Genomic DNA, 20,424 nt, shown 5'->3' with positions numbered 1-20,424 from the left:
GCTCCGGGGGCCGTTCTCCTCGCCGTATGACGCGCCGTACGGCGCCGGACGTTACGCCGCGCCCTCACCGAGGTAGGCGGCACGCACGCGCGGGTCGGACAGCAGGGCGGACGCGTCGTCCTCCATGACGATCGCACCCGTCTCCAGCACATAGCCGCGGTCGGCCAGCTGCAGCGCCTGGGAGGCGTTCTGCTCCACCAGCAGCACCGTGGTGCCCTGGTCGTTGATCTCCTTGATGATCTCGAAGATCTGCTGGACGATCAGCGGCGCCAGACCCATCGACGGCTCGTCGAGCAGCAGCAGGTTCGGGCGGCCCATCAGGGCCCGGCCGATGGCCAGCATCTGCTGCTCACCGCCGGACAGGGTGCCCGCCAGCTGCGTACGCCGTTCCGCCAGGCGCGGGAAGAGGTCCAGCACCCGCTCCAGGTCGTCCTTGGGGACGCCCTTGAACCGGTACGCGCCCATCTCCAGGTTCTCCAGCACCGTCATCACCGGGAAGACCCTGCGGCCCTCGGGGGACTGGCCGATGCCGAGCTCCACGACCTTGTGTGAGGGAACGCCGTCGATCCGCTCGCCGCCCAGCCGCACCTCGCCGTGGCGCGGCTGCAGCAGACCCGAGATCGTGCGCAGGGTGGTGGTCTTGCCGGCGCCGTTCGCACCGAGCAGGGCCACGACCTCGCCCTGCCGGACCGTCACATTGATGCCCTTCAGCGCCTGGATCGCGCCGTAGAACACCTGCAGGTCGACCAGCTCCAGCATCGCCGGGGCCTCGGTGACGGAACCAGCCGTCTCCTTCTCGAAGTTGGCGGCCTCGGTCATCGGCCCTCCTCCTCGGACTCACGCGGCGCGGGGACTTCGGGAACGTCGGCCGCGTGGTGCGACTCGGCGATCTCCACCATCTCCGCGACGGCCTCCACGGCCTCCTCGTCGGCCGAACCCAGGTACGCCTCGATCACCGCGGGATCGCGCTGCACCTCCTCGGGCAGACCTTCGGCGATCACCTTGCCGAAGTTCAGCACCATGACGCGGTCCGCGACCGACATCACGAGCTTCATGTCGTGCTCGATCAGCAGCACGCTGACGCCCAGGTCCTGGTTGATCCGGCGGATCAGCTGCTCCAGCTCCAGCTTCTCCGTCGGGTTCGTACCGGCCGCCGGCTCGTCCAGCAGCAGCACCTTCGGGTCGGTCGCCAGCGCCCGGGCGATCTCCAGACGTCGCTGGTCACCGTAGGAGAGGCCGGCGGCGAGCTCGTTGTGCTTGCCCGCCAGACCCACGTACGACAGCAGCTCCTGCGCCCGCTCGTCGCTGGCCTTCTCGTCCCGGCGCGCCCGCGGCAGGCCCAGCATGATCGAGATCGCTCCCGACTTCTGCCGCGACTCCGCCGCGATCTTGACGTTCTCCAGGGCCGTCAGGGCGGCGAAGAGCCGGATGTTCTGGTAGGTGCGGGCCACGCCATAACGGTTCACCAGGTAGGGCTTGGCGCCGAGCAGCTTGTGCTCCGCACCGCCCTCCTCGTGGAAGGTGATGGCGCCCTCCTGCGGGACGTACACGCCCGTCAGGGAGTTGAACAGCGAGGTCTTGCCGGCGCCGTTCGGGCCGATCACCGCGAGGATCTCGCCCCGCCGCATGGTCAGGTCGACGTCCGAGAGGCTGGTGAGGCCGCCGAACCGCAGCGTCACGCCACGGGCCTGCAGCACCGCATCGCCGGTCTGCGCGGGCTGCACGCCCGCGTCCTTCACCGCGTTCACGACTTCACGCCTCCCGTCGGCTCGGTCATCGCATCGGCGTCACCGATGCCCGCCTCCGCCATGTGCAGCTCGCGCTGCCTGCGACGGGAGGGGATCACACCCTGCGGACGGAAGATCATCATGATGACGAGCAGCGCACCCAGGTAGATGAAGCGGTCCTGCTCCGGAACATAGTCGCGCAGCGCGTTCGGCAGCCACACCAGCAGCGCGGCACCGAACAGCACGCCCGCGATGGAGCCCATGCCGCCGAACACCACGTACGCCAGCGCGAGCACCGACAGCACGATGGTGAAGTTCTCCGGGTTGATGAAGCCGACCTTGCTGGAGTACACCACGCCCGCCAGACCCGACGTCGACGCGCCGATCGCGAACGCCAGCAGCTTGTACCGGACGGTGTTGATGCCCGTCGCGGAGGCGGCCACCTCGTCCTCCCGGATCGCCGTCCAGGTGCGGCCGATCCGCGAGTGCTCCAGGCGGTTGTACAGGAAGATCAGCACCACCAGGAAGAACAGCAGCAGGTACCAGTACGGCAGCGGGTCCAGCGTCCAGTCGTAGTTGATCGGACCGATGTGGATCGACGGGTGCGGGATGCCGATGACACCGCGCGAACCGTTGGTGAACCCGTCCGAGTTCTTGGCGACCAGGTACACGATCTCGTGGAAGCCCAGCGTCACGATCGCCAGGTAGTCACCGCGCAGCCGCAGCGTCGGGGCGCCCAGCAGCACACCGGCGATCAGGCAGGTGACGATGGCGAACGGGATCGACTCCAGCGCGCCCACCGTGAACGGCGGCTTCACCGGCATGTGGCCGGTCCAGAAGGCGCAGGAGTACGCGCCGATCGCGTAGAAGGCGATGAAGCCGAGGTCCAGCAGACCGGCCCAGCCGACCACCACGTTCAGACCGACCGCGATGATCATGAAGATCCCCATCTGCGTGACGAGGACCTCCTGCCAGAACAGACTGGTGTTCGCGGGGATGACGATCGCCAGCACCAGGACGACCACCAGGCCGCCGAGCCGCAGCCAGCCGTTGGACCGGAGCATCGCCCGGGTCGGCTCCAGCGACTTGTTGACGCCCTGCGCACCCTGCCGGGCCGCGTCGCGCACCGGAGTGCCGAACTCCACCAGCGCCCACACGCCCACCAGGATGGCGATGCAGATCCACAGCCGCGCCGACTCGAAGGCGCCGGTGAACGCCGACAGCCTCTCCGCCGGGTTGCCGTCCTCGCCCGTCATCAGCGCCAGGATGAAGCCCAGCACCACCATGCCGAGCAGCCGCGTCCAACGGGGCTGCTGGTACCAGGCCTTGCGACGCAGTTTGGCCACGTCCACCGAGAAGGACTTGGAAGCGGTCGCGTTGCTCATGCCGACCTCCCCAGACGCTCGCCCATGATGCCCGTCGGACGGAACATCAGCACCAGGATCAGGACCACGAACGCGGTCACGTCGATCCACTGGGTGCCGAAGAGCGGGGAGCTCAGGTTCTCGACGATGCCCAGCAGCAGGCCGCCCAGCATCGCGCCACGGATGTTGCCGATGCCGCCCAGCACCGCCGCAGCGAAGGCCTTGATGCCCGGCAGGAAGCCCACCGTGAACCAGACCTGGCCGGAGATGCCGAAGCCGTACAGGAAGCCGGCCGCACCACCCAGCAGACCGCCGATGATGAACGTACGGGAGATGATCTTGTCGATGTCGACACCCATCAGACCCGCCGTCTCGGCGTCCTGCGCGACGGCCCGGATGCCCGCACCCATCTTCGTGCGGTTGACCACCAGGTCCAGACCGATCATCATCGCGACCGCGGAACCGATGATGATCAGCTGCGTGATCTTCACCGGGGTGCCGAAGACGCTGAAGACCTCACCGTTGGTGTACAGCTCCGGCATCGGCACGGGGTTGCGGCCCCACAGCTTGCCCGCCAGGTTGTACAGGAAGAACGACGCGCCGATCGCGCTGATCAGGAAGACCAGCTTGGGGGCGTTGCGCTTGCGCAGCGGCTTGTACGCCGCCTTCTCCAGCCCGAACGCCGTCAGCGCTCCGACCAGGGCGCCGGCGATCATGCCGACGATCACCCACACGACGGAGGTGAACCCGTGCGGGGACTGCGGGGCGAGCTCGGAGAGCACGACGAGCGAACCGAAGCCGCCCATCATGAAGACCTCGCTGTGCGCGAAGTTGATGAGCTGGAGCACGCCGTAGACCAGGGTGTACCCGATCGCTATGACGGCGTACATGGAACCCGTCGTCAAGCCTGGGATGAAGTAGTCCCAGAAGTTGTGGAAGAGATTCATCGTGCGTGGGAATCCTTGCTGAAGCCGGTGAAGGGCGGCGAAAACGCGTCCGACACAGCGATGGGGAGCGCAGGGCGGCGGCCGGAATCCGTGCCGCGCCCCACGCCCCCCACCTCAGATGCCGGTTGCCGGATCAGCCGTTGCTGAGGGTGGCCACGTCACCCAGGTAGCCGATCTTGCCGTCGGCGACCTGGTACAGGTACACGTTCTTGATCTTCAGCTCGCCCTTGTCGTCGAAGGCGAACTCCTTGGTCAGACCCTTGTAGTTGACACCCTTCAGGGCCGCCAGCAGCTTGTCGCGGGTGACGTCCTTGCCGAGCTTCTTCATCTCGGAGATGATCAGGTTCGCGATGTCGTACGACTCGGCCGAGTAGGTGCCCGGAGGCGTGTTGAACTTCGCGGTGTACGCCTCGGTGAACGCCTTGGTGCTCTCGTTCTTCGTGGCGTCGGTGCACGGGCAGGTCAGGAACCACTTGTCGGCCGCGGCGCCGGCCAGCTCCACGAACTTCGCGTCGTTGGAACCGTCACCCGAGATGCCGATGCCCTTGAAGCCACCGTCCTTCAGCTTCTTGGCGAACGGCGCCAGGTCCGCGTAGTAACCCGCGTAGATCAGCGCGTCGGCGTTCGAGTTGACGACCTTCGTCGCGGCGGCGGTGTAGTCCGGGGTCTTCGCCGGGACGGAGTCCGTCTCCACCGTGACACCCGCGGCCTTCAGGCTGTCGATCGCGACCTTCGCCAGACCGACGCCGTACTCGCTCTTGTCGTCGATGACGAAGACCTTCTTGGCCTTCTCCTTCTTCGACAGGTACTCGGCCATGCCGGCACCCTGCTCGTTGTCGTTCGGAGCACCGCGCAGGAACGAGGTGAAGCCCTGGCTCGTCAGGTCCGGGTTGGTCGCCGACGGCGACACCGCGGCGAGCTGCGCCTGGGCGTACAGGCCACCCGAGGCCTTCGTCGGGCCGGAGAACGCCGGGCCGACGACGGCGACGACGCTGGTGTCACCGATGAGCTTCTGGGCGGCAGCGGGCGCCTGGTCCGGCAGACCCTGGTCGTCACCGTCCACGACCTTCAGCGTGAAGGGCAGGTCGCCCTTCTTGTTGGCCTCTTCGACAGCCAGCTTCAGGCCGTTGTCCTCGTTGATGCCCAGCGCGCTGTTGTCGCCGGACAGCGGACCCTGGAAGCCGATGGAGAACGTCGGCTTGCCGCCGCCGCCGTTGCCGCTGTCGTCCTTGCCGCCACCGCACGCGGTGAGCGCGAGAGCGCCAACTGCCACCGGGATAGCAAACTTGACGAACTTGTTGTTGAGCACTACGACCCCCTGGAGCCGCCCAATGAGATTACGAGTCGGCGGGCCGTAGGCCCTCCGGATTGCGACCGCGTGAACAACACGCGGGTTGGCGGGAATGTAATCCGCTGATCAGGCACACAGATAGGTCGTAGGAAGATATGTGATCGGACGGTGACCTGGGTCATGTGCCGGAAACAGAACGGTCCTTACCGGTAACCGGACGACACCTGGGGGAGAGATGCAGACAAAGGTCCGATTTGGTGGCCTTGTGCGACGGGCGGCCGCCCGGCCACTCGTGACCGCGTTGGCCGGAGCGCTCGCCGGGGCCACGGTAGCGGCCCTCACCGCCGCGGCGGTATGGCCCCACCCTTCCCCGCCCACGACCGGCCAACCCCTGCGTCAGCTCGAAATCCCCCTCGACGCACCGGCCGTCAAAGCGGGGAACCTGGAATTCCGCGCCCTCGCCCTTCGCTGCGGCATCGCCGTGATCGTCGGCACCCACGCCGAACACCCCGCGAAGGGCCGCCTCTGCCGCGTCCGCCTCTCCGTGACCGTCGACGACTCCGTCAGCGCACGCCTCGACAACGACCTCCACCAGCTCGTCCTCGCCGACGGGAGCAGGCACTCCATCGACTGGGAGGCCATGCAGATCAAGCGCCAGCCCCTCACCATCGACATCGGCGCCCACGACAGTGCCCAGTACGACCTGTGGTTCGACATCCCCCGCGACGCCGCCGTCGACCGCCTCGCCGTCACCAACGACAAAGGGATGCCCTCATCGGACATCCCCCTGCCGGCGCGCGACTGGCCCGACCACTCGGCCTGAACCGCTTCCCGGCCGACGCTACTTGGCGCCGCCGTCCACCTCTTCCAGCACGGCCTGCGCCACCGCCTGCATCGTCATGCGGCGGTCCATCGACGTCTTCTGGATCCACCGGAACGCTGCCGGCTCCGACAACCCGTACTTCGTCTGCAGGACGCTCTTCGCCCGGTCCACCAGCTTCCGCGTCTCCAGCCGCAGGCTCAGGTCCGCGACCTCCGCCTCCAGCGCCCGCAGCTCCGTGAACCGCGACACGGCCATCTCGATGGCCGGCACGACGTCGCTCTTGCTGAAGGGCTTCACCAGGTACGCCATGGCGCCCGCGTCCCGGGCCCGCTCCACCAGCTCGCGCTGCGAGAAGGCGGTCAGCATCAGCACCGGCGCGATCTTCTCCTTGGCGATCCGCTCCGCGGCCGAGATCCCGTCCAGCACGGGCATCTTCACGTCCAGAATCACCAGGTCCGGCCGCAGCTCCTCGGCGAGCTTGACGGCGGTCTCGCCGTCCCCCGCCTCACCGACGACGGAGTAGCCCTCCTCCTCGAGCATCTCTTTCAGGTCGAGCCTGATCAGAGCCTCGTCCTCGGCGATCACCACGCGGGTGGTCTGCGGCGGTACGTGCGACTGCTCGTCAACGGGCTCGGCGGCGCTCACGGGACTCCTCGTTCCAGGGCAGGTGCTGCCCCAAGAGCCTACCTATCTCCGGTATGTTTAGGACACGGAGGGTATACGCTAGCCTTCGCTTCAAAGGAAGCCCCGGTAGCCCAGCGGTAGAGGCAATGGTCTCAAACACCATATAGCGTGGGTTCGAATCCCACCCGGGGTACTCCGCCTTCAAATTCAAGGCGTTTATCACTCAGAGTGATCTTCACTGAGTCGAGTGAGCGGCAGTGGATTTCCGGTCGCGCGTGGCCGAAATCACGTCAAGGTCGACCCTGTGTACGACCTGGAAACGCGCCGCCGGGTCCTCGCGCTTCTCGGCGAGGGCCGAAGCCTCAACTCCGTGAGCCGGATGGCCGGTATATCCCGTTCCGCCATCCGCGCCTGGCGCACCCGCATCGAACCCGCGCGGAGCGGCACCGACTGCACCGGCCGCGTGTCGGGCCCCGCCTACGCCTATCTGCTCGGCCTCCACCTCGGCGACGGCTGCATCAGTCGTCAGCCGCGCGGCGGCCACGCCCTGCGCATCGCCTGCGCGGACGCATGGCCCGGACTGATCGACGCGTGCGAGGAGGCCATGAGGGCCGTCCGGCCCGGGAACTCCGTGTGCCGCGCCCACACCCAGGGCTGCACCATGGTGACGTCGTACAGCGACCACTGGCCTGCCTGCTCCCCCAGCACGGACCCGGCAGGAAGCACGAGCGCCGCATCGTCCTGGAGCCCTGGCAGCAGGCGGTCGTCGACGTGCAGCCCTGGGACTTCCTGCGCGGGCTCATCCATTCCGACGGAAGCCGGGTCGTGAACCGGGTCACCCGGAACATGGCGGGCGAGACCAGGCGCTACGCGTACCCGCGCTACTTCTTCACCAACAGGTCCGGCGACATCCGGCGTCTGTGCACCGACACGCTCGACGCCCTCGGCGTCCCCTGGAGGCAGGCCAACGCGTGCAACATCTCCGTCGCCCGACGGGAGGCCGTCGCGCTCATGGACCGCTTCATCGGTCCGAAGCATTGAGCCGGGCGCTGGTGTGCCGGGTGGCGACCGCCGTCGTGGGGTCCTCGGGCCAGGGGTGCTTGGGGTAGCGGCCGCGGAGTTCCGCGCGCACCGCGCGGTAGCCGTCGCGCCAGAAGGAGGCGAGGTCGGCGGTGACGGCGGCGGGGCGGCCGGCGGGTGAGAGCAGGTGGACGAGGAGGGGGACGCGGCCGCCGGCGATGCGGGGGGTGGCGGTCCAGCCGAAGAGTTCCTGGAGCTTTGCGGCGAGGACGGGGCGGTCGTCGTCGTAGGAGACGCGGATCCTGGAGCCGGAGGGGATCTCCAGGCGTTCCGGGGCGAGCTCGTCGAGGCGGGCCGCTTCGCCGGTCGCCCAGGGCAGGAGGCGGCCCAGGGCGGTGGCGGCGTCGGCGCGGGCGAGGTCGGCGCGGCGGCGGGCGGTGGCGAGTTCGGGGGCGAGCCACTCGTCCGCGCGGGAGATCAGGGCCTCGTCGGAGACGTCGGGCCAGGGGGCGCCGATCTCGCGGTGGAGGAAGGCGAGACGCAGGCGCAGGGTGTCGGCGTCGCGGGTCCACCTGAGCAAGCCGGGTCCTTCGCGGCGGAGGCCGTCGAGGAGGGCGGTGCGCAGTTGTGCGGGGTCGGGGTGGGCGAGGGGGCGGGCGGTGAGGGTGATCGCGCCGAGCCGGGCGGCGTGGTGGGCGGTGACGTCGCCGTCGGTCCAGGTGACCTCGTCGGTCTCGGTGAGCAGGGGCGCCGCGGCGCTGCGGGCGGTGCCCTCGTCGATGACGGCGGCGAGGCGTACGCGGGCGGAGGGGGAGCCTGCGGGGCGGTCGGCGACGGCGACGGCGAGCCACTGGGGGGTGCCGAGGCGTGTGCCGTCGGCGAGTTCGGCGGCGGTGCCGGAGGCCATCAGGTAGCCGGTGCCGGTGGCGGTGCCGTTGCCGCCGCCACGGCGGCGGGCGACGCGTTCGGGGAAGGCGAGTGCGGTGACGAGTCCGGCGGCGGTGTCGTCGGTGAGCGCGGTGGCGGCGTGGTCGGGGGCCGCGGCGGCGAGGCGGCGGGCTTCGCGGCGCCAGCGGTCGGCGTGGGCGTCGTGGGCGCGGCGGGCGGTGCGCCAGGCCGTGGCGAGGTCGTCGCCGTGGTCGCGCGGGGGTTGCTCGGAGAGGAGGGCGACGATGTCGGCGGCGCGGCGGGTGCCGGTGCGGGGGGCGCCGTCCAGGAGCGCGCGAGCGAGGCGGGGGTGGAGCCCGATGCGGGCCATGCGGTCGCCGCGGTCGGTGGTGCGGCCGTCGGGGCGGAGGGCGCCGATGGCGGTGAGGACGTCGTGGGCGGCGGCGAGGGCGCCGGGCGGGGGCGGGTCGAGGAGCGCGAGCCCGGAGGCGTCGGGATCGCCCCACGCGGCGGCCTGGAGGGCGAAGGGGGTGAGGTCGGCGACGGCGATCTCGGGGGAGGGGAAGCGGGGCCGGCCGGTGTCCTCGGCCTCGTTCCAGCAGCGGTAGGCGGTGCCGGGGGCTTCGCGTCCGGCGCGTCCGGCGCGCTGGGTGGCGGTGGCGAGGGAGGCCCGGACGGTGGTGAGGGAGCCGAGTCCTCGGGCGTGGTCGGTGCGGGGTTCGCGGGCGAGGCCGGAGTCCACGACGACGCGGACGCCGGGCACGGTGAGGCTGGACTCGGCGACGGAGGTGGCGAGGACGACGCGGCGCCGGGCGCCGTCGCCGCCGCGGAGGACGGCGTCCTGAACGGAGGCGGGTGCCTGGCCGTGGAGCTGGAGGACCTCGGCGCCGATGTCGCCGAGCAGGCCGGCGACGCGGGCGATCTCGCCGGTGCCGGGGAGGAAGCACAGGACGTCGCCGTCGGCGGTGCGCAGCGCGGTGCGGACGGTGGCGGCGACGTGGTCGAGGAACGCGGGGTCGACGCGCATGCCGTGCGGGGGGCGGGTGCCGTGCGGCGGGGGTGCGTGGGTGACGGCCACGGGGTGCATGTGTCCCCGGGCGTGGACGACGGGTGCGTCGCCGAGCAGCCGTGACCAGGCGTCGGCGTCGGTGGTGGCGGAGGCGGCGACGATGCGCAGGTCGGGGCGGAGGGCGGCGCGTACGTCGAGCAGGAAGGCCATGGCGGTGTCGGCGTCGAGGTGGCGTTCGTGGCACTCGTCGAGGAGGACGGCGGCGGTGCCGGGGAGTTCCTGGTCGCGCTGGAGCCGCTGCAGGAGGACGCCGGTGGTGACGACCTCGACGACGGTGCGGGGGGAGACCTTGCGGTCGCCGCGGACGGTGTGGCCGACAAGGCCGCCCGGCTCCTCGCCGAGCAGCCAGGCCATGCGGCGGGCGGCGGCCTTGGCGGCCATGCGGCGCGGTTCGGCGACCACGACGGTCCGGGTGGGCCGGTCGTCGAGCAGGCCGGCGAGGGCGAGCGGGACGAGGGTGGTCTTGCCGGTGCCGGGCGGGGCGGCGAGGACGGCGCAGCCGTGGCCGTCGAGGGCGTCGTGGAGGGCGGGCAGGGCGGTGCGCACCGGGAGGGCGGCGAGGGCGTCCTCCCGGGTTCGCGCGGGGCGGGGAGTCACGGGGCGACGCAGACGAAGATCGCGGTGCCGGGGATGACGCGGCCGCGTTGCGGGGACCAGCCGCCCCACTCCGCGGTGTTCCAGGCGGGCCATTCGGGTTCGACGAGGTCGACGAGGCGGAAGCCGGCGGCGCTGAGTTCGCGGACGCGGTCGCCGAGGGTGCGGTGGTGCTCGACGTAGACGGCGTGCCCGTTCTCGTCCTGTTCGACGTAGGGGGTGCGGTCGAAGTAGGAGGCGGAGGCGGTGAGTCCCTCGGGGCCGGGTTCGTCGGGGAAGGCCCAGCGGACGGGGTGGGTGACGGAGAAGACCCAGCGGCCGCCGGGGCGCAGGACGCGCCGGACCTCGCGCATGACGCGGGCGGTGTCGGCGATGAAGGGGAGGGCGCCGTAGGCGGAGCAGGCGTGGTCGAAGGAGGCGTCGGCGAAGGGGAGGACGCCGGCGTCGGCCTGTACGAGGGGGAAGGGGCTGTGGCCGTCGTCGATGCGGCGGGCGTGCTGGAGCTGGCGGTGGGAGAGGTCGAGGGCGACGGGCCGGGCGCCGTGCGCGGCGAGCCAGCGGGAGCACTGGGCCGCGCCGGCACCGATCTCCAGGATGCGGGCGCCGTCGAGGCCGGCGGCGGGTCCGAGGAGGCGGAGTTCGTCCTCGGTTGCTCCTTCCGGGCCCCAGACGAAATCGGAGTCGCCGAGGAACTCCCCGTGGTCGCTCTGGTACTCGTCCGCGTTGCGGTCCCACCATCCGCGGTTGGCTCGGCTGCTCTCCGTGTCGTCGGCGACACGGCGCGTGGCCTCGGGTTCTTCGGGGGCTGGCCGGGGGGCCGGTGCTTGGATCATCGCGCTGGTCGTCGTACCCTCTGTGGTGACCTGTGGCTGCGGTGTCACCGCAGCACGTCTATGTGCCAGTGCCCGGTACGGGGTGTTAAGCCCGTGGTGTGCTCTTCGTGCATTGACCGTGCCCGGCTGCCCCCGTATGCTACAAGTTGCGCTGCGAGCCTGCGCGCCTCGGACGGAGCAGGCTGCGCTCACATCTGTTGTACCTCTCGGCCTTGTGGGCTGTCCGGAATCGGCAGGAGCGAAACGGGCTTACGGCGTAGCAGTACCTACGACTTCATGTCCGTACCGGAGCCCTTTTCCTAATGACGAGCAGCACCGAGGCCCAGGCCCCTCGTACCACCCCGCAGGTGGCGGTCAACGACATCGGTTCCGAGGAAGCCTTCCTCGCCGCGATCGACGAGACGATCAAGTACTTCAACGACGGCGACATCGTCGACGGCGTCATCGTGAAGGTCGACCGGGACGAGGTCCTGCTCGACATCGGTTACAAGACCGAGGGTGTCATCCCCTCGCGCGAGCTTTCGATCAAGCACGACGTCGACCCCAACGAGGTCGTCGCCGTGGGCGACGAGATCGAGGCCCTGGTTCTCCAGAAGGAGGACAAGGAGGGTCGTCTGATCCTGTCCAAGAAGCGCGCCCAGTACGAGCGCGCCTGGGGCACGATCGAGAAGATCAAGGAAGAGGACGGCATCGTCACCGGTACCGTCATCGAGGTCGTCAAGGGTGGTCTCATCCTCGACATCGGCCTTCGCGGCTTCCTCCCCGCCTCCCTGGTCGAGATGCGCCGTGTCCGCGACCTCCAGCCGTACGTCGGCAAGGAGCTCGAGGCCAAGATCATCGAGCTGGACAAGAACCGCAACAACGTGGTCCTGTCCCGTCGCGCCTGGCTGGAGCAGACCCAGAGCGAGGTCCGCCAGACCTTCCTCACCACCCTCCAGAAGGGCCAGGTGCGCTCCGGCGTCGTCTCCTCCATCGTCAACTTCGGTGCCTTCGTGGACCTGGGTGGCGTGGACGGCCTCGTGCACGTGTCCGAGCTGTCCTGGAAGCACATCGACCACCCCTCCGAGGTCGTCGAGGTCGGCCAGGAGGTCACGGTCGAGGTCCTGGACGTCGACATGGACCGCGAGCGTGTCTCCCTGTCGCTGAAGGCGACCCAGGAAGACCCGTGGCAGCAGTTCGCCCGTACGCACCAGATCGGCCAGGTCGTCCCCGGCAAGGTCACCAAGCTGGTGCCGTTCGGTGCGTTCGTCCGCGTGGACGAGGGCATCGAGGGTCTGGTCCACATCTCCGAGCTGGCCGAGCGCCACGTGGAGATCCCGGAGCAGGTCGTCCAGGTCAACGACGAGATCTTCGTCAAGGTCATCGACATCGACCTCGAGCGCCGCCGCATCAGCCTCTCGCTGAAGCAGGCCAACGAGTCCTTCGGTGCCGACCCGGCCTCGGTCGAGTTCGACCCGACCCTGTACGGCATGGCCGCGTCCTACGACGACCAGGGCAACTACATCTACCCCGAGGGCTTCGACCCCGAGGCCAACGACTGGCTCGAGGGCTACGAGACCCAGCGCGAGGCTTGGGAGCACCAGTACGCCGAGGCGCAGACGCGCTTCGAGCAGCACCAGGCCCAGGTCATCAAGTCCCGCGAGGCGGACGCCGAGGCCGCGGCCGCGGCCGGCGAGGCGGCTCCGGCCGGCCCGACCGGCGGCTCGTACTCCTCGGAGTCCGGTGACCAGTCCGGCGCCCTCGCCTCGGACGAGGCGCTGGCGGCGCTCCGCGAGAAGCTGGCCGGCGGCCAGAGCTGATCGCAGGGCCCACGCCCACGCATCACGGAAGGACCCGCTCTCCTTTGGAGGGCGGGTCCTTCCGCGTTCGCCGGGTCCGGGCGGGAATGCGCGGGCTGTACGGCCCGTTGCACTCAGAGTTGACGAAGACCGAGGGAAGGGTGCGCAGTGCTGGATCCGCAGGGGCTGTACGCATACGAGCCGGGCGGGGCAGAGGCGGTCGACGAGGCGTTCGGTGAGACCGGGCCCGTGCTGCTGTACCACTTCGAGGGGTACATCGACGCAGGTGAGACCGGGTCGCAGGTCGTCGAGGAACTGCTGGAACGGCAGGAGCACCGGCTGGTGGCGCGTTTCGACGCGGACCGCCTGGTGGACTACCGGGCGCGCCGTCCGCTGATGACCTTCAAGCGGGACCGCTGGACGGGCTACGAGGCGCCGGAGATCGCGCTGCGGCTGGTCCGTGACAGCACGGGCTCGCCGTTCCTGCTGCTGTCGGGCCACGAGCCGGACATCGAGTGGGAGCGCTTCGCCGCGGCGGTGGTGCAGATCGTCGAGCGCCTGGGCGTGCGGCTGGCGTTGAACTTCCACGGCATCCCCATGGGCGTGCCGCACACGCGGCCGGTGGGGCTGACGCCGCACGGCAACCGGCTGGACCTGGTGCCGGGACACCGCACCTGGTTCGACGAGGCGCAGGTGCCCGGAAGCGCCGAGTCGCTGATCGAGTACCGGCTGGCCGAGGCGGGCCGTGACGTGCTGGGAGTCGCCGCGCACGTACCGCACTACCTGGCGCGTTCGGGGTACCCGGACTCGGCGCTGGCCGTGGTGGAGGCGCTGACGGCCGCCACCGGCCTGGTGCTGCCGCAGGTGGCGCACGCTTTGCGGATGGAGGCGCACACGGTGCGCGCCGAGATCGACCGCCAGGTCGCCGACGGCGATGTGGAACTGGTCGCTGTGGTGCAGGGCCTGGAGAACCAGTACGACGCGATGGCGGGCGGCAGCAGCCGGCAGAACCTGATCGCCGAGCCGGTCGAACTGCCGTCGGCGGACGACCTGGCGGCGGAGTTCGAGCGTTTCCTGGCCGACCGCGAGGACGACGGCGCCTGACCGGGCTCGTGGGTGCGCGGGGGCACCGGTAGTCTCGCGCCATGGTCAAAGTGGGGCTGACGGGCGGGATCGGGGCGGGCAAGAGCGCGGTGTCGCGGCTGCTGGTCTCGTACGGGGCGGTGCTGATCGACTCCGACCGGATCGCGCGCGAAGTGGTGGAGCCCGGCACACCCGGGCTGGCGTCGGTGGCCGCCGAGTTCGGCGCGGAGGTGCTGGCCGCCGACGGGTCCCTGGACCGCCCGAAGCTCGGCGCGATCGTCTTCTCCGACCCCGAGCGGCTGCGGGCGCTGAACGCGATCGTCCACCCGCTGGTCCGGGACCGCTCGGCCGAGCTGGAGCGGGCCGCGGGCCCGGACGCCGTCGTCGTGCACGACGTGCCGCTGCTGGCGGAGAACGGTCTGGCGCCGCTGTACGACGTGGTCGTGGTGGTGGACGCCGCCCCGCAGACCCAGTTGGACCGGCTGGTGCGGCTGCGCGGGATGGCCGAGGAGGACGCCCGGGCCCGGATGGCGGTGCAGGCCACCCGGGAGCAGCGGCTGGCGGTCGCCGACGTCGTGATCGACAACGACGGGCCGCTGGAGGCACTGGAGCCCCAGGTCCGGCAGGTGTGGGAGCAATTGCGTCACAAGATCGTCGAGAGCTGATCCGGAACCCTCTCCGCGGACGTCCACGGGGCAGTGGCGTCGCCGCGCCGTGGACAGGAGGGGGATGGGGGTGGAAGCCGTGTCGGCCGCGATCGGGATCGCCGTCGTGGTGCTGGGGCTGGGCCTGCGCTTCTTCGAGCGCGCGGCCGGGAGCGACCGCGGCCCTCTGCCGGACCGGCCGCCGAACCGCACCCCGCCCCGGCCCCGCCCCCGCCGTCGCGCCGGGCCCGGCCGCGGTCGCGGACCCCGCGCGGCCGGTCGCCGAGGCCGACGGCGCGGCACCGGTGGCCCTGGAGGCGCCGAAGGACCGGCCGGGGCCCGCGGTGCTGCGGAACGGCGTCCGGTGGACGGGGAGGGCCGAGGGCCCGCCGCTGTTCCCTGGGGAATGCATATGCGGATGGTGATGTTGGGTAGTTGTGAGCTGTTGAGTGCCCGGGGAAGGAGGCGGCTGTGCCCGAGCAGAGCCCCGAGAACCACGTCATCGACTTCCGCGCGGCCGAGCATCTGCTGGCGGCCCGCGACGCCCGCGGGGCGGTGAAGCTGCTGGACTCGGTCATCGCCGCCCACCCGGAGAACACGGCCGCGCGGCTGCTGCGCGCCCGGGCCTTCTTCCTGTCGGCGCAGCTGCGCCCGGCCGAGCTGGAGTTCCAGGTCGTCCTGGAGCGCGAGCCGGACAACGCGTACGCGCACTTCGCCCTGGGCCGCACCCTGGAGCGTTCCGGCCGGTCGGCCGAGGCGCTGCGGCACTTCCGGCTGGCGGCGGCGCTCGACCCCAAGCCCGATTACCTGCAGGCGGCCCGCTTCCCCGACCCGGCGTGAGCCAGGCCGGGGAGTTCGCCCGGTTTTACGGCGAACACCCCTCGCGTCACATTGATCCGCATCGTCACTCCCGTTACGGTTCCGGGGCACGCGTTCTGACGCAGCCCCAACTGTCGGGAGCCGGCCGTGACTCGAGTGACCAGGCGGATGCTGCTGGGTTCCGCCGCCGCGACCGCGGCGGGCGCGGTGTTCCCCGCGGGGGCGGCGGGCGCGACCATGGCCGCCTCCTTTGACACCGCGCCCGCGCACGCCGCGCTGGGCCGGCTGCTGCCGCGCCACGCGGGGCAGTTCAGGCTGGTCGCGCTGGGCCAGGGGAACGGCGGCAAGGACGGCGAAGGGGCCGACCGCTTCCGGATCGCGGGCGGGCGGGGCCGCGTCGAGGTGGCCGGGACGTCACCGGCCACACTGCTGTGCGGCGTGCGCTGGTACCTCAAGCATGTGTGCGGCGTGGGCGTCTCCTGGGTGGGCGACAGCCTGGACGCCCTGCCCGCGACGCTTCCCGCCCCGCCCCCGGACGGCATCGCCCGGCGCGCCACCGTGCCGCACCGCTTCGTCCTGAACGACACCAACGACGGCTACACCGCCCCCTACGCCGACTGGTCGCGCTGGGAGCGCTTCATCGACGTCCTGGCACTGCACGGCTGCAACGAGGTGCTGGTGGTGGCCGGCGCCGAGGCCGTGTACCGGCGTGTGCTGCGCGAGTTCGGCTACTCCGACCGCGAGGCCCTGGCGTGGTTGCCGGCCCCGTCCCACCAGCCGTGGTGGCTGCTGCAGAACCTGTCCGGGTACGGCGGCCCGCTGACCCCGGGCATCGTCGACGCCCGCGCCGCGCTGGGCCGCAGGATCACCGCGCGGCTGCGGGAACTGGGCATGGCCCCGGTGCTGCCGGGCTACTTCGGCACCGTCCCGGACGGCTTCGCCGGACGCAACGCGGGGGCGCGCGTCGTCCCGCAGGGCACCTGGCACGGTTTCGCCCGCCCGGGCTGGCTCGACCCGCGCAGCGGCGCCTTCGCCGCCGTGGCCGCATCCTTCTACCGCCACCAGAAGAAGCTGTTCGGCGAGGCCGGGTACTTCAAGATGGACCTGCTCCATGAGGGCGGGACCGCGGGCGACGTGCCCGTGCCCGCGGCCGCCCGGGGCGTCCAGGAGGCGCTGAGCGCGGCGCACCCCCGCGCGACCTGGGTGATCCTCGGCTGGGAGAAGAATCCGCGGGCCGATCTGCTGGGAGCCGTCGACAAGGAGCGGATGCTCGTCGTGGACGGCGTCTCCGACCGCTACGTCTCGGTCACCGACCGCGAGCGGGACTGGGCGGGCACCCCGTACGCCTTCGGCTCCATCCCCAACTTCGGCGGCCGGACGACGATCGGCGCCAAGACCCATGTGTGGGCCGACCGCTTCTTCAGTTGGCGGGACAAGCCCGGCAGCGCCCTGTCCGGCACCTGTTACCTGCCGGAGGCCGCCGAACGCGACCCGGCCGCCTTCGAGCTCTTCTGCGAACTGCCCTGGCACGAGCAGCGGGTGGACCTGCCGACCTGGTTCGACACCTACGCGCGCACCCGTTACGGCACCGAGGACGGCCAGGCCCGCGTCGCCTGGCAGGCACTGCGCCGCACCGCCTACCGGCACGACGCTCTGGAGCGCGCCGACGCCCACGACAGCCTGTTCACGGCCCGCCCCTCGCTGACCGCCGACTCCGCCAGCGTGTACGCGCCGAACACCCTCACCTACGATCCCACCGCCTTCGACACGGCGTTCGCCGCACTGCTGGCCGTGTCCGCCGGGGCACGCCGAAGCGACGCCTACCGCTACGACCTGATCGACGTCGCCCGGCAGGCCGTCGCCAACCGCAGCCGGCAGCTCCTGCCGCAACTGCGCGCCGCGTTCGAGCGCGGCGACGCGGCGGTCTTCCGCCAGCTGTCCGAGGTGTGGCTGCGGCTGATGCGGCTGGCCGACGAGGTGGCGGGCGGTCACCGGGCGTTCCTGCTCGGCCCCTGGCTCGCGGAGGCCCGGGCCTGGGGAGGGGCGGACGCGCAGCGCGCCGAACTCGAGCGCACCGCGCGGGTGCTGATCACCACCTGGGGCGGGCGCGCGACCTCGGTGTCACTGCACGAGTACGCCAACCGGGACTGGAACGGCCTGGTCGCGGACTTCTACCTGCCGCGCTGGCGGACCTTCCTGGACGACTGCGCGGCTTCCCTCGGCACCCGCCGTGCACCGAGGGAAGCCGACTGGTACCGCACCGAGGAGCGCTGGACGAAGCGCGCCGGGAGCTACCCCACCCGGCCCACCGGCGACGCGCACACGCTCGCCCGGCGGGCCTACGAGACCCTTGCCGCGACCCCCTACCAGGGCACGCTGGCCGTGACCGCGCAGCCTGCGACGCTGGTACCGGGCGGCCGCGCCCTGGTGACGGCCGAGTTCACCAACACCAACGGGCTCGCCCCCACGGGCACGGTCGGCTTCTCCCTGACCACCAACGGCGTGCGGGCCGCACCCCGAGGGGCGCTGTCGCTGCCGCGCGTGGCGGCCGGCGGCACCGGCCGTGCCAGCTGGCACGTCACCGCGCCCGAGGCGCGTCCCGAGCGGCCGCTGTCGCCGCTGCGGTACGAGGCGCGGGCCGCGTACGAGCCGGTGCCGGGCGGCGCGCGGGTGCCCGCGGTCGCCGCGGGGGACCTGTACGTCGCGGGCCCGCTGGACGGCGAGTACCACACCGTCAACGGCACCGGCGCCGTCTTCGGTCAGCTCGGCGACCGCTTCGCCATCGACGGCGCCGGGCGCGACCTGTGGAAGGGCACCGCCGAGTTCGCGGCGCTGCTGCGGCGCGGCGCGCTGAGCGACGGAGGGACGGTCACCACCCGGGTGGACAGCCAGGCGAACACCGCCGCATGGGCGCGGGCGGGCATCGTCGTCCGCGACGACCTCGACGATCCGGCCGCCCCGGGCTTCCTGAACCTGGCGGTGAGCCCCGGGCACGGGGTGACGCTGTCGTACGACTCCGACGGCGGCGGCCTGCTCAACCGCTACCGGCGGCTCGCCGGAGTGCGGGCCCCGGTGCTGCTGAGGCTGCGCCGCCGGGGTCGCGCGTACACGGGGGAGTGCAGCACCGACGACGGGACGACATGGCGGAAGGTCGCGACCGTGACGGTCCCGGCCGCGGCCCGGACGCAGGACGTGGGGCTCTTCATGACCGCGGGCAACGGCGGCACGGGCGACCGCGGCCTGGTGGAGTTCACCGGCTTCCGCATCGGCTGAACCCGGCGGCCCCTCGCCCTCAGCCGGTGCCGTCACCCGTGCCGACGGCGGCGACGAGGGCCGCCAGGGCGTCACCGAGCCGGTCCACTCCCTCGCCGGGGGCACCGCCGGGCTCCGTCATGTATCCGTCCCGGCGGATCTCGATCATCAGCGCCGACACCTCGCGCACCTCGCCATAGTGCTTCAACGGCACATAGGTGCCGGCGAACGGCGAGTCGAGGCCGATCTCGCCGCACGGCGCGAAGGCCTCGCGGGCCGCGTCCAGCAGCCAGGCCGGGGTGTGGAAGGCGTCGGTGCCCAGGCAGACCGCGGGGCGGGGCCCGCCGCCGTGCAGTTCGTAGGGGAGCGGCGCGGCGGGGTAGGAGTGCACGTCGATGACGACCGCCCGTCCGGTGGCCGCGAGTCGTTCCTGGACGGCGGCCGTCATGGCGGCCGCGTACGGCTCGAAGTACGCGTCCAGCAGATCCCGTTCGTGGCGGGGGTCGTCCTCGCGCAGGGGGGCGCCGTGCGAGGTGCGGGTGTAGACGGCGCCCATGCCGACGGCGCGCATCTCCTCCCGCTCGTCCGGGAACCGCTCGGGGTCGACCACCAGCCGCGACAGGAGGTTGGTGAACCGCCAGGCGCCGGTCCGCGCGGCGGCGCGCACGGCGATCAGGTCGGTGTAGGAGTCCGTCATGTGGTCGAGTTCGGCGCCCAGCGCGTCGTCGTCCAGGAGGATGCGCTCGCGGACGTGCCCGGGCACGGTGCGGGCACTGTGCGGGACATGGAGGAGCACCGGTGAGTCCGGTGCGCCCTCGGTGACACGGAACGTCGATTCATCCATTTCTCCACCCCTCTCCGCTCCTCCCCGCCTCCCATCGGCGCCGCCGGAGTCACCCGCGGGCACCCGCCCTTGTGACGGATGCCGTCCACGGCGGTGTGGGCGGCAGGTCAGAACAGCGGCTCCGGCAGCACACCTTCCAAGGCCAGCAGCGAGCGCTTGATGTCGAGCATGCGCAGGCCTCCGCCGAAGCCGCCGATGCCGCCGTCGCTCTCCAGGACCCGGTGGCACGGGACGACGACGGGCAGCGGGTTGGAGCCCATGGCCGTCCCCACGGCCCGGGCCGCGCCCGGCTCGCCGACCCGGTTCGCCAGATCCTGGTAGCCGACCACGCTGCCGAACGGGACACCGGCCGACAGCTCGCGCAGCACGCGGCGGTTGAAGCCGGTCGTCAGCGACCAGTCGAAGTCGAGGTCGAAGGTGTGCCGCGTCCCGGCGAAGTACGCCTCCACCTGCGGTATCGCCTCGTCCAGCCGGGCTCCCGCGGCGCTCGCGGACCCGGGCCTGCGCGCTGCCGCGGCGCCCAGCCGGGAGCAGATCCGCTCCAGCACGGCGGGGGCCTCCTCCTCCCCGGTCCGGAAGGCCACGTGGACAAGGCCCTGCCCGGTCGCGGCGAGCAGCAGCGGCCCGATCGGTGTATCCAGCACCGTCCAGGCGACCTCGGTGGCAGGGGTCTGGGGTTGCGTCACGGTTCCCACCCTAGGGCGGGGCACCGACAGCCGGTGCCGGCCCGGTGCCGGTCGCCGTCCCCGTACGGTGCCGGCAACCGGCCGCACGCCCTGCCACCCGGGAGAGTGGCCGTTCTCGACAGGTCTGTCACAAGCGGT

At 71.5% G+C, this 20,424-nt stretch carries 16 protein-coding genes, 1 tRNA gene and 1 pseudogene; 8 read left to right on the top strand and 10 right to left on the bottom strand.

Features of this window, described 5'->3' with window-relative positions:
- Positions 1-51 precede the first annotated feature (51 nt).
- From PV342_RS18275 to PV342_RS18255, 5 genes are all read right to left on the bottom strand, one after another.
- Positions 52-819, bottom strand: a complete 768-nt coding sequence (locus PV342_RS18275) for an ABC transporter ATP-binding protein (protein WP_089221981.1) — start codon at positions 817-819, stop codon at positions 52-54.
- Positions 816-1,748: an ABC transporter ATP-binding protein gene (locus PV342_RS18270; protein WP_400803209.1), complete on the bottom strand. Its 933-nt coding sequence runs from the start codon at positions 1,746-1,748 to the stop codon at positions 816-818. Before PV342_RS18270 ends, PV342_RS18275 begins: the two co-directional genes overlap by 4 nt.
- A complete protein-coding gene (locus PV342_RS18265; RefSeq protein WP_400803212.1) occupies positions 1,745-3,112 on the bottom strand; it encodes a branched-chain amino acid ABC transporter permease in 1,368 nt (455 codons plus the stop codon). Before PV342_RS18265 ends, PV342_RS18270 begins: the two co-directional genes overlap by 4 nt.
- Positions 3,109-4,038 (bottom strand): branched-chain amino acid ABC transporter permease, encoded by a 930-nt coding sequence (locus tag PV342_RS18260; RefSeq protein ID WP_018557217.1) that lies wholly within the window; start codon positions 4,036-4,038, stop codon positions 3,109-3,111. The genes PV342_RS18265 and PV342_RS18260 overlap by 4 nt, the downstream gene beginning before the upstream one ends.
- Positions 4,039-4,171: 133 nt before the next feature.
- A complete protein-coding gene (locus PV342_RS18255) occupies positions 4,172-5,311 on the bottom strand; it encodes a branched-chain amino acid ABC transporter substrate-binding protein (protein WP_396344991.1) in 1,140 nt (379 codons plus the stop codon).
- Positions 5,312-5,621: 310 nt separating this feature from the next.
- Here PV342_RS18255 and PV342_RS18250 point away from each other — a divergent pair, with 310 nt between their 5' ends.
- The gene (locus PV342_RS18250; protein ID WP_500317875.1) at positions 5,622-6,152 is read left to right on the top strand and encodes a DUF4352 domain-containing protein; all 531 of its coding nucleotides are present in this window, start codon (positions 5,622-5,624) and stop codon (positions 6,150-6,152) included.
- Positions 6,153-6,170: 18 nt separating this feature from the next.
- Here the strand turns inward: PV342_RS18250 and PV342_RS18245 are convergent, their stop codons facing one another.
- Positions 6,171-6,797, bottom strand: coding sequence for an ANTAR domain-containing response regulator (locus tag PV342_RS18245; protein WP_018557220.1), 627 nt, complete (start codon positions 6,795-6,797; stop codon positions 6,171-6,173).
- A 99-nt stretch (positions 6,798-6,896) separates the two neighbouring features.
- On the opposite strand from PV342_RS18245, the gene PV342_RS18240 reads away from it, so the two are divergent.
- Positions 6,897-6,969 (top strand) — tRNA-Leu (locus PV342_RS18240).
- Positions 6,970-7,080: 111 nt separating this feature from the next.
- A pseudogene (locus tag PV342_RS18235) lies at positions 7,081-7,817 on the top strand (hypothetical protein).
- On the opposite strand, the gene hrpB reads toward PV342_RS18235, so the two are convergent.
- Positions 7,798-10,443 carry an ATP-dependent helicase HrpB gene (gene hrpB, locus PV342_RS18230; RefSeq protein WP_400803222.1) on the bottom strand — a complete coding sequence of 882 codons (2,646 nt, stop codon included), beginning with the start codon at positions 10,441-10,443 and terminating at the stop codon, positions 7,798-7,800. The pseudogene PV342_RS18235 and the gene hrpB overlap by 20 nt on opposite strands.
- Positions 10,347-11,180: a class I SAM-dependent methyltransferase gene (locus PV342_RS18225; protein WP_361006150.1), complete on the bottom strand. Its 834-nt coding sequence runs from the start codon at positions 11,178-11,180 to the stop codon at positions 10,347-10,349. Before PV342_RS18225 ends, hrpB begins: the two co-directional genes overlap by 97 nt.
- A 302-nt stretch (positions 11,181-11,482) precedes the next feature.
- Here PV342_RS18225 and rpsA point away from each other — a divergent pair, with 302 nt between their 5' ends.
- From rpsA to PV342_RS18200, 5 genes are all read left to right on the top strand, one after another.
- Positions 11,483-12,979 carry a 30S ribosomal protein S1 gene (rpsA, locus tag PV342_RS18220; protein ID WP_354795880.1) on the top strand — a complete coding sequence of 499 codons (1,497 nt, stop codon included), beginning with the start codon at positions 11,483-11,485 and terminating at the stop codon, positions 12,977-12,979.
- Between the two features lie 147 nt (positions 12,980-13,126).
- Positions 13,127-14,062 carry a PAC2 family protein gene (locus tag PV342_RS18215; protein WP_361006153.1) on the top strand — a complete coding sequence of 312 codons (936 nt, stop codon included), beginning with the start codon at positions 13,127-13,129 and terminating at the stop codon, positions 14,060-14,062.
- A 41-nt stretch (positions 14,063-14,103) separates the two neighbouring features.
- Positions 14,104-14,706 (top strand): dephospho-CoA kinase, encoded by a 603-nt coding sequence (coaE, locus tag PV342_RS18210; RefSeq protein ID WP_400803226.1) that lies wholly within the window; start codon positions 14,104-14,106, stop codon positions 14,704-14,706.
- Between the two features lie 450 nt (positions 14,707-15,156).
- Complete coding sequence (locus PV342_RS18205) at positions 15,157-15,525, top strand: tetratricopeptide repeat protein (RefSeq protein WP_018557227.1); 369 nt, start codon at positions 15,157-15,159, stop codon at positions 15,523-15,525.
- Positions 15,526-15,672: 147 nt separating this feature from the next.
- Positions 15,673-18,777, top strand: a complete 3,105-nt coding sequence (locus PV342_RS18200) for an alpha-N-acetylglucosaminidase (RefSeq protein WP_500317897.1) — start codon at positions 15,673-15,675, stop codon at positions 18,775-18,777.
- A 19-nt stretch (positions 18,778-18,796) separates the two neighbouring features.
- On the opposite strand, the gene PV342_RS18195 is transcribed toward PV342_RS18200, so the two are convergent.
- Entirely contained in the window at positions 18,797-19,600 is an 804-nt protein-coding gene (locus PV342_RS18195; protein WP_500317873.1) for an N-formylglutamate amidohydrolase, read from the bottom strand.
- 107 nt (positions 19,601-19,707) lie between these two features.
- A complete protein-coding gene (locus PV342_RS18190; protein WP_400803231.1) occupies positions 19,708-20,286 on the bottom strand; it encodes a methylated-DNA--[protein]-cysteine S-methyltransferase in 579 nt (192 codons plus the stop codon).
- Positions 20,287-20,424: the final 138 nt, after the last annotated feature.

Source organism: Streptomyces sp. PA03-3a (assembly GCF_033792735.1).
Classification (GTDB): domain Bacteria; phylum Actinomycetota; class Actinomycetes; order Streptomycetales; family Streptomycetaceae; genus Actinacidiphila.
This window is presented reverse-complemented; position numbering and strand designations above follow the sequence as displayed.

What these genes read in the sequence shown, in the direction of transcription:
- PV342_RS18195 (WP_500317873.1), bottom strand. Translation starts at nt 19,600, where the DNA reads ATGGATGAATCGACGTTCCGTGTCACCGAGGGCGCACCGGACTCACCG.
- PV342_RS18275 (WP_089221981.1), bottom strand. Translation starts at nt 819, where the DNA reads ATGACCGAGGCCGCCAACTTCGAGAAGGAGACGGCTGGTTCCGTCACC.
- PV342_RS18200 (WP_500317897.1), top strand. Translation starts at nt 15,673, where the DNA reads ATGCTGCTGGGTTCCGCCGCCGCGACCGCGGCGGGCGCGGTGTTCCCC.
- PV342_RS18260 (WP_018557217.1), bottom strand. Translation starts at nt 4,038, where the DNA reads ATGAATCTCTTCCACAACTTCTGGGACTACTTCATCCCAGGCTTGACG.
- PV342_RS18265 (WP_400803212.1), bottom strand. Translation starts at nt 3,112, where the DNA reads ATGAGCAACGCGACCGCTTCCAAGTCCTTCTCGGTGGACGTGGCCAAA.
- PV342_RS18225 (WP_361006150.1), bottom strand. Translation starts at nt 11,180, where the DNA reads ATGATCCAAGCACCGGCCCCCCGGCCAGCCCCCGAAGAACCCGAGGCC.
- hrpB (WP_400803222.1), bottom strand. Translation starts at nt 10,443, where the DNA reads ATGGCCCGCCTGGAACACCGCGGAGTGGGGCGGCTGGTCCCCGCAACG.
- rpsA (WP_354795880.1), top strand. Translation starts at nt 11,483, where the DNA reads ATGACGAGCAGCACCGAGGCCCAGGCCCCTCGTACCACCCCGCAGGTG.
- coaE (WP_400803226.1), top strand. Translation starts at nt 14,104, where the DNA reads ATGGTCAAAGTGGGGCTGACGGGCGGGATCGGGGCGGGCAAGAGCGCG.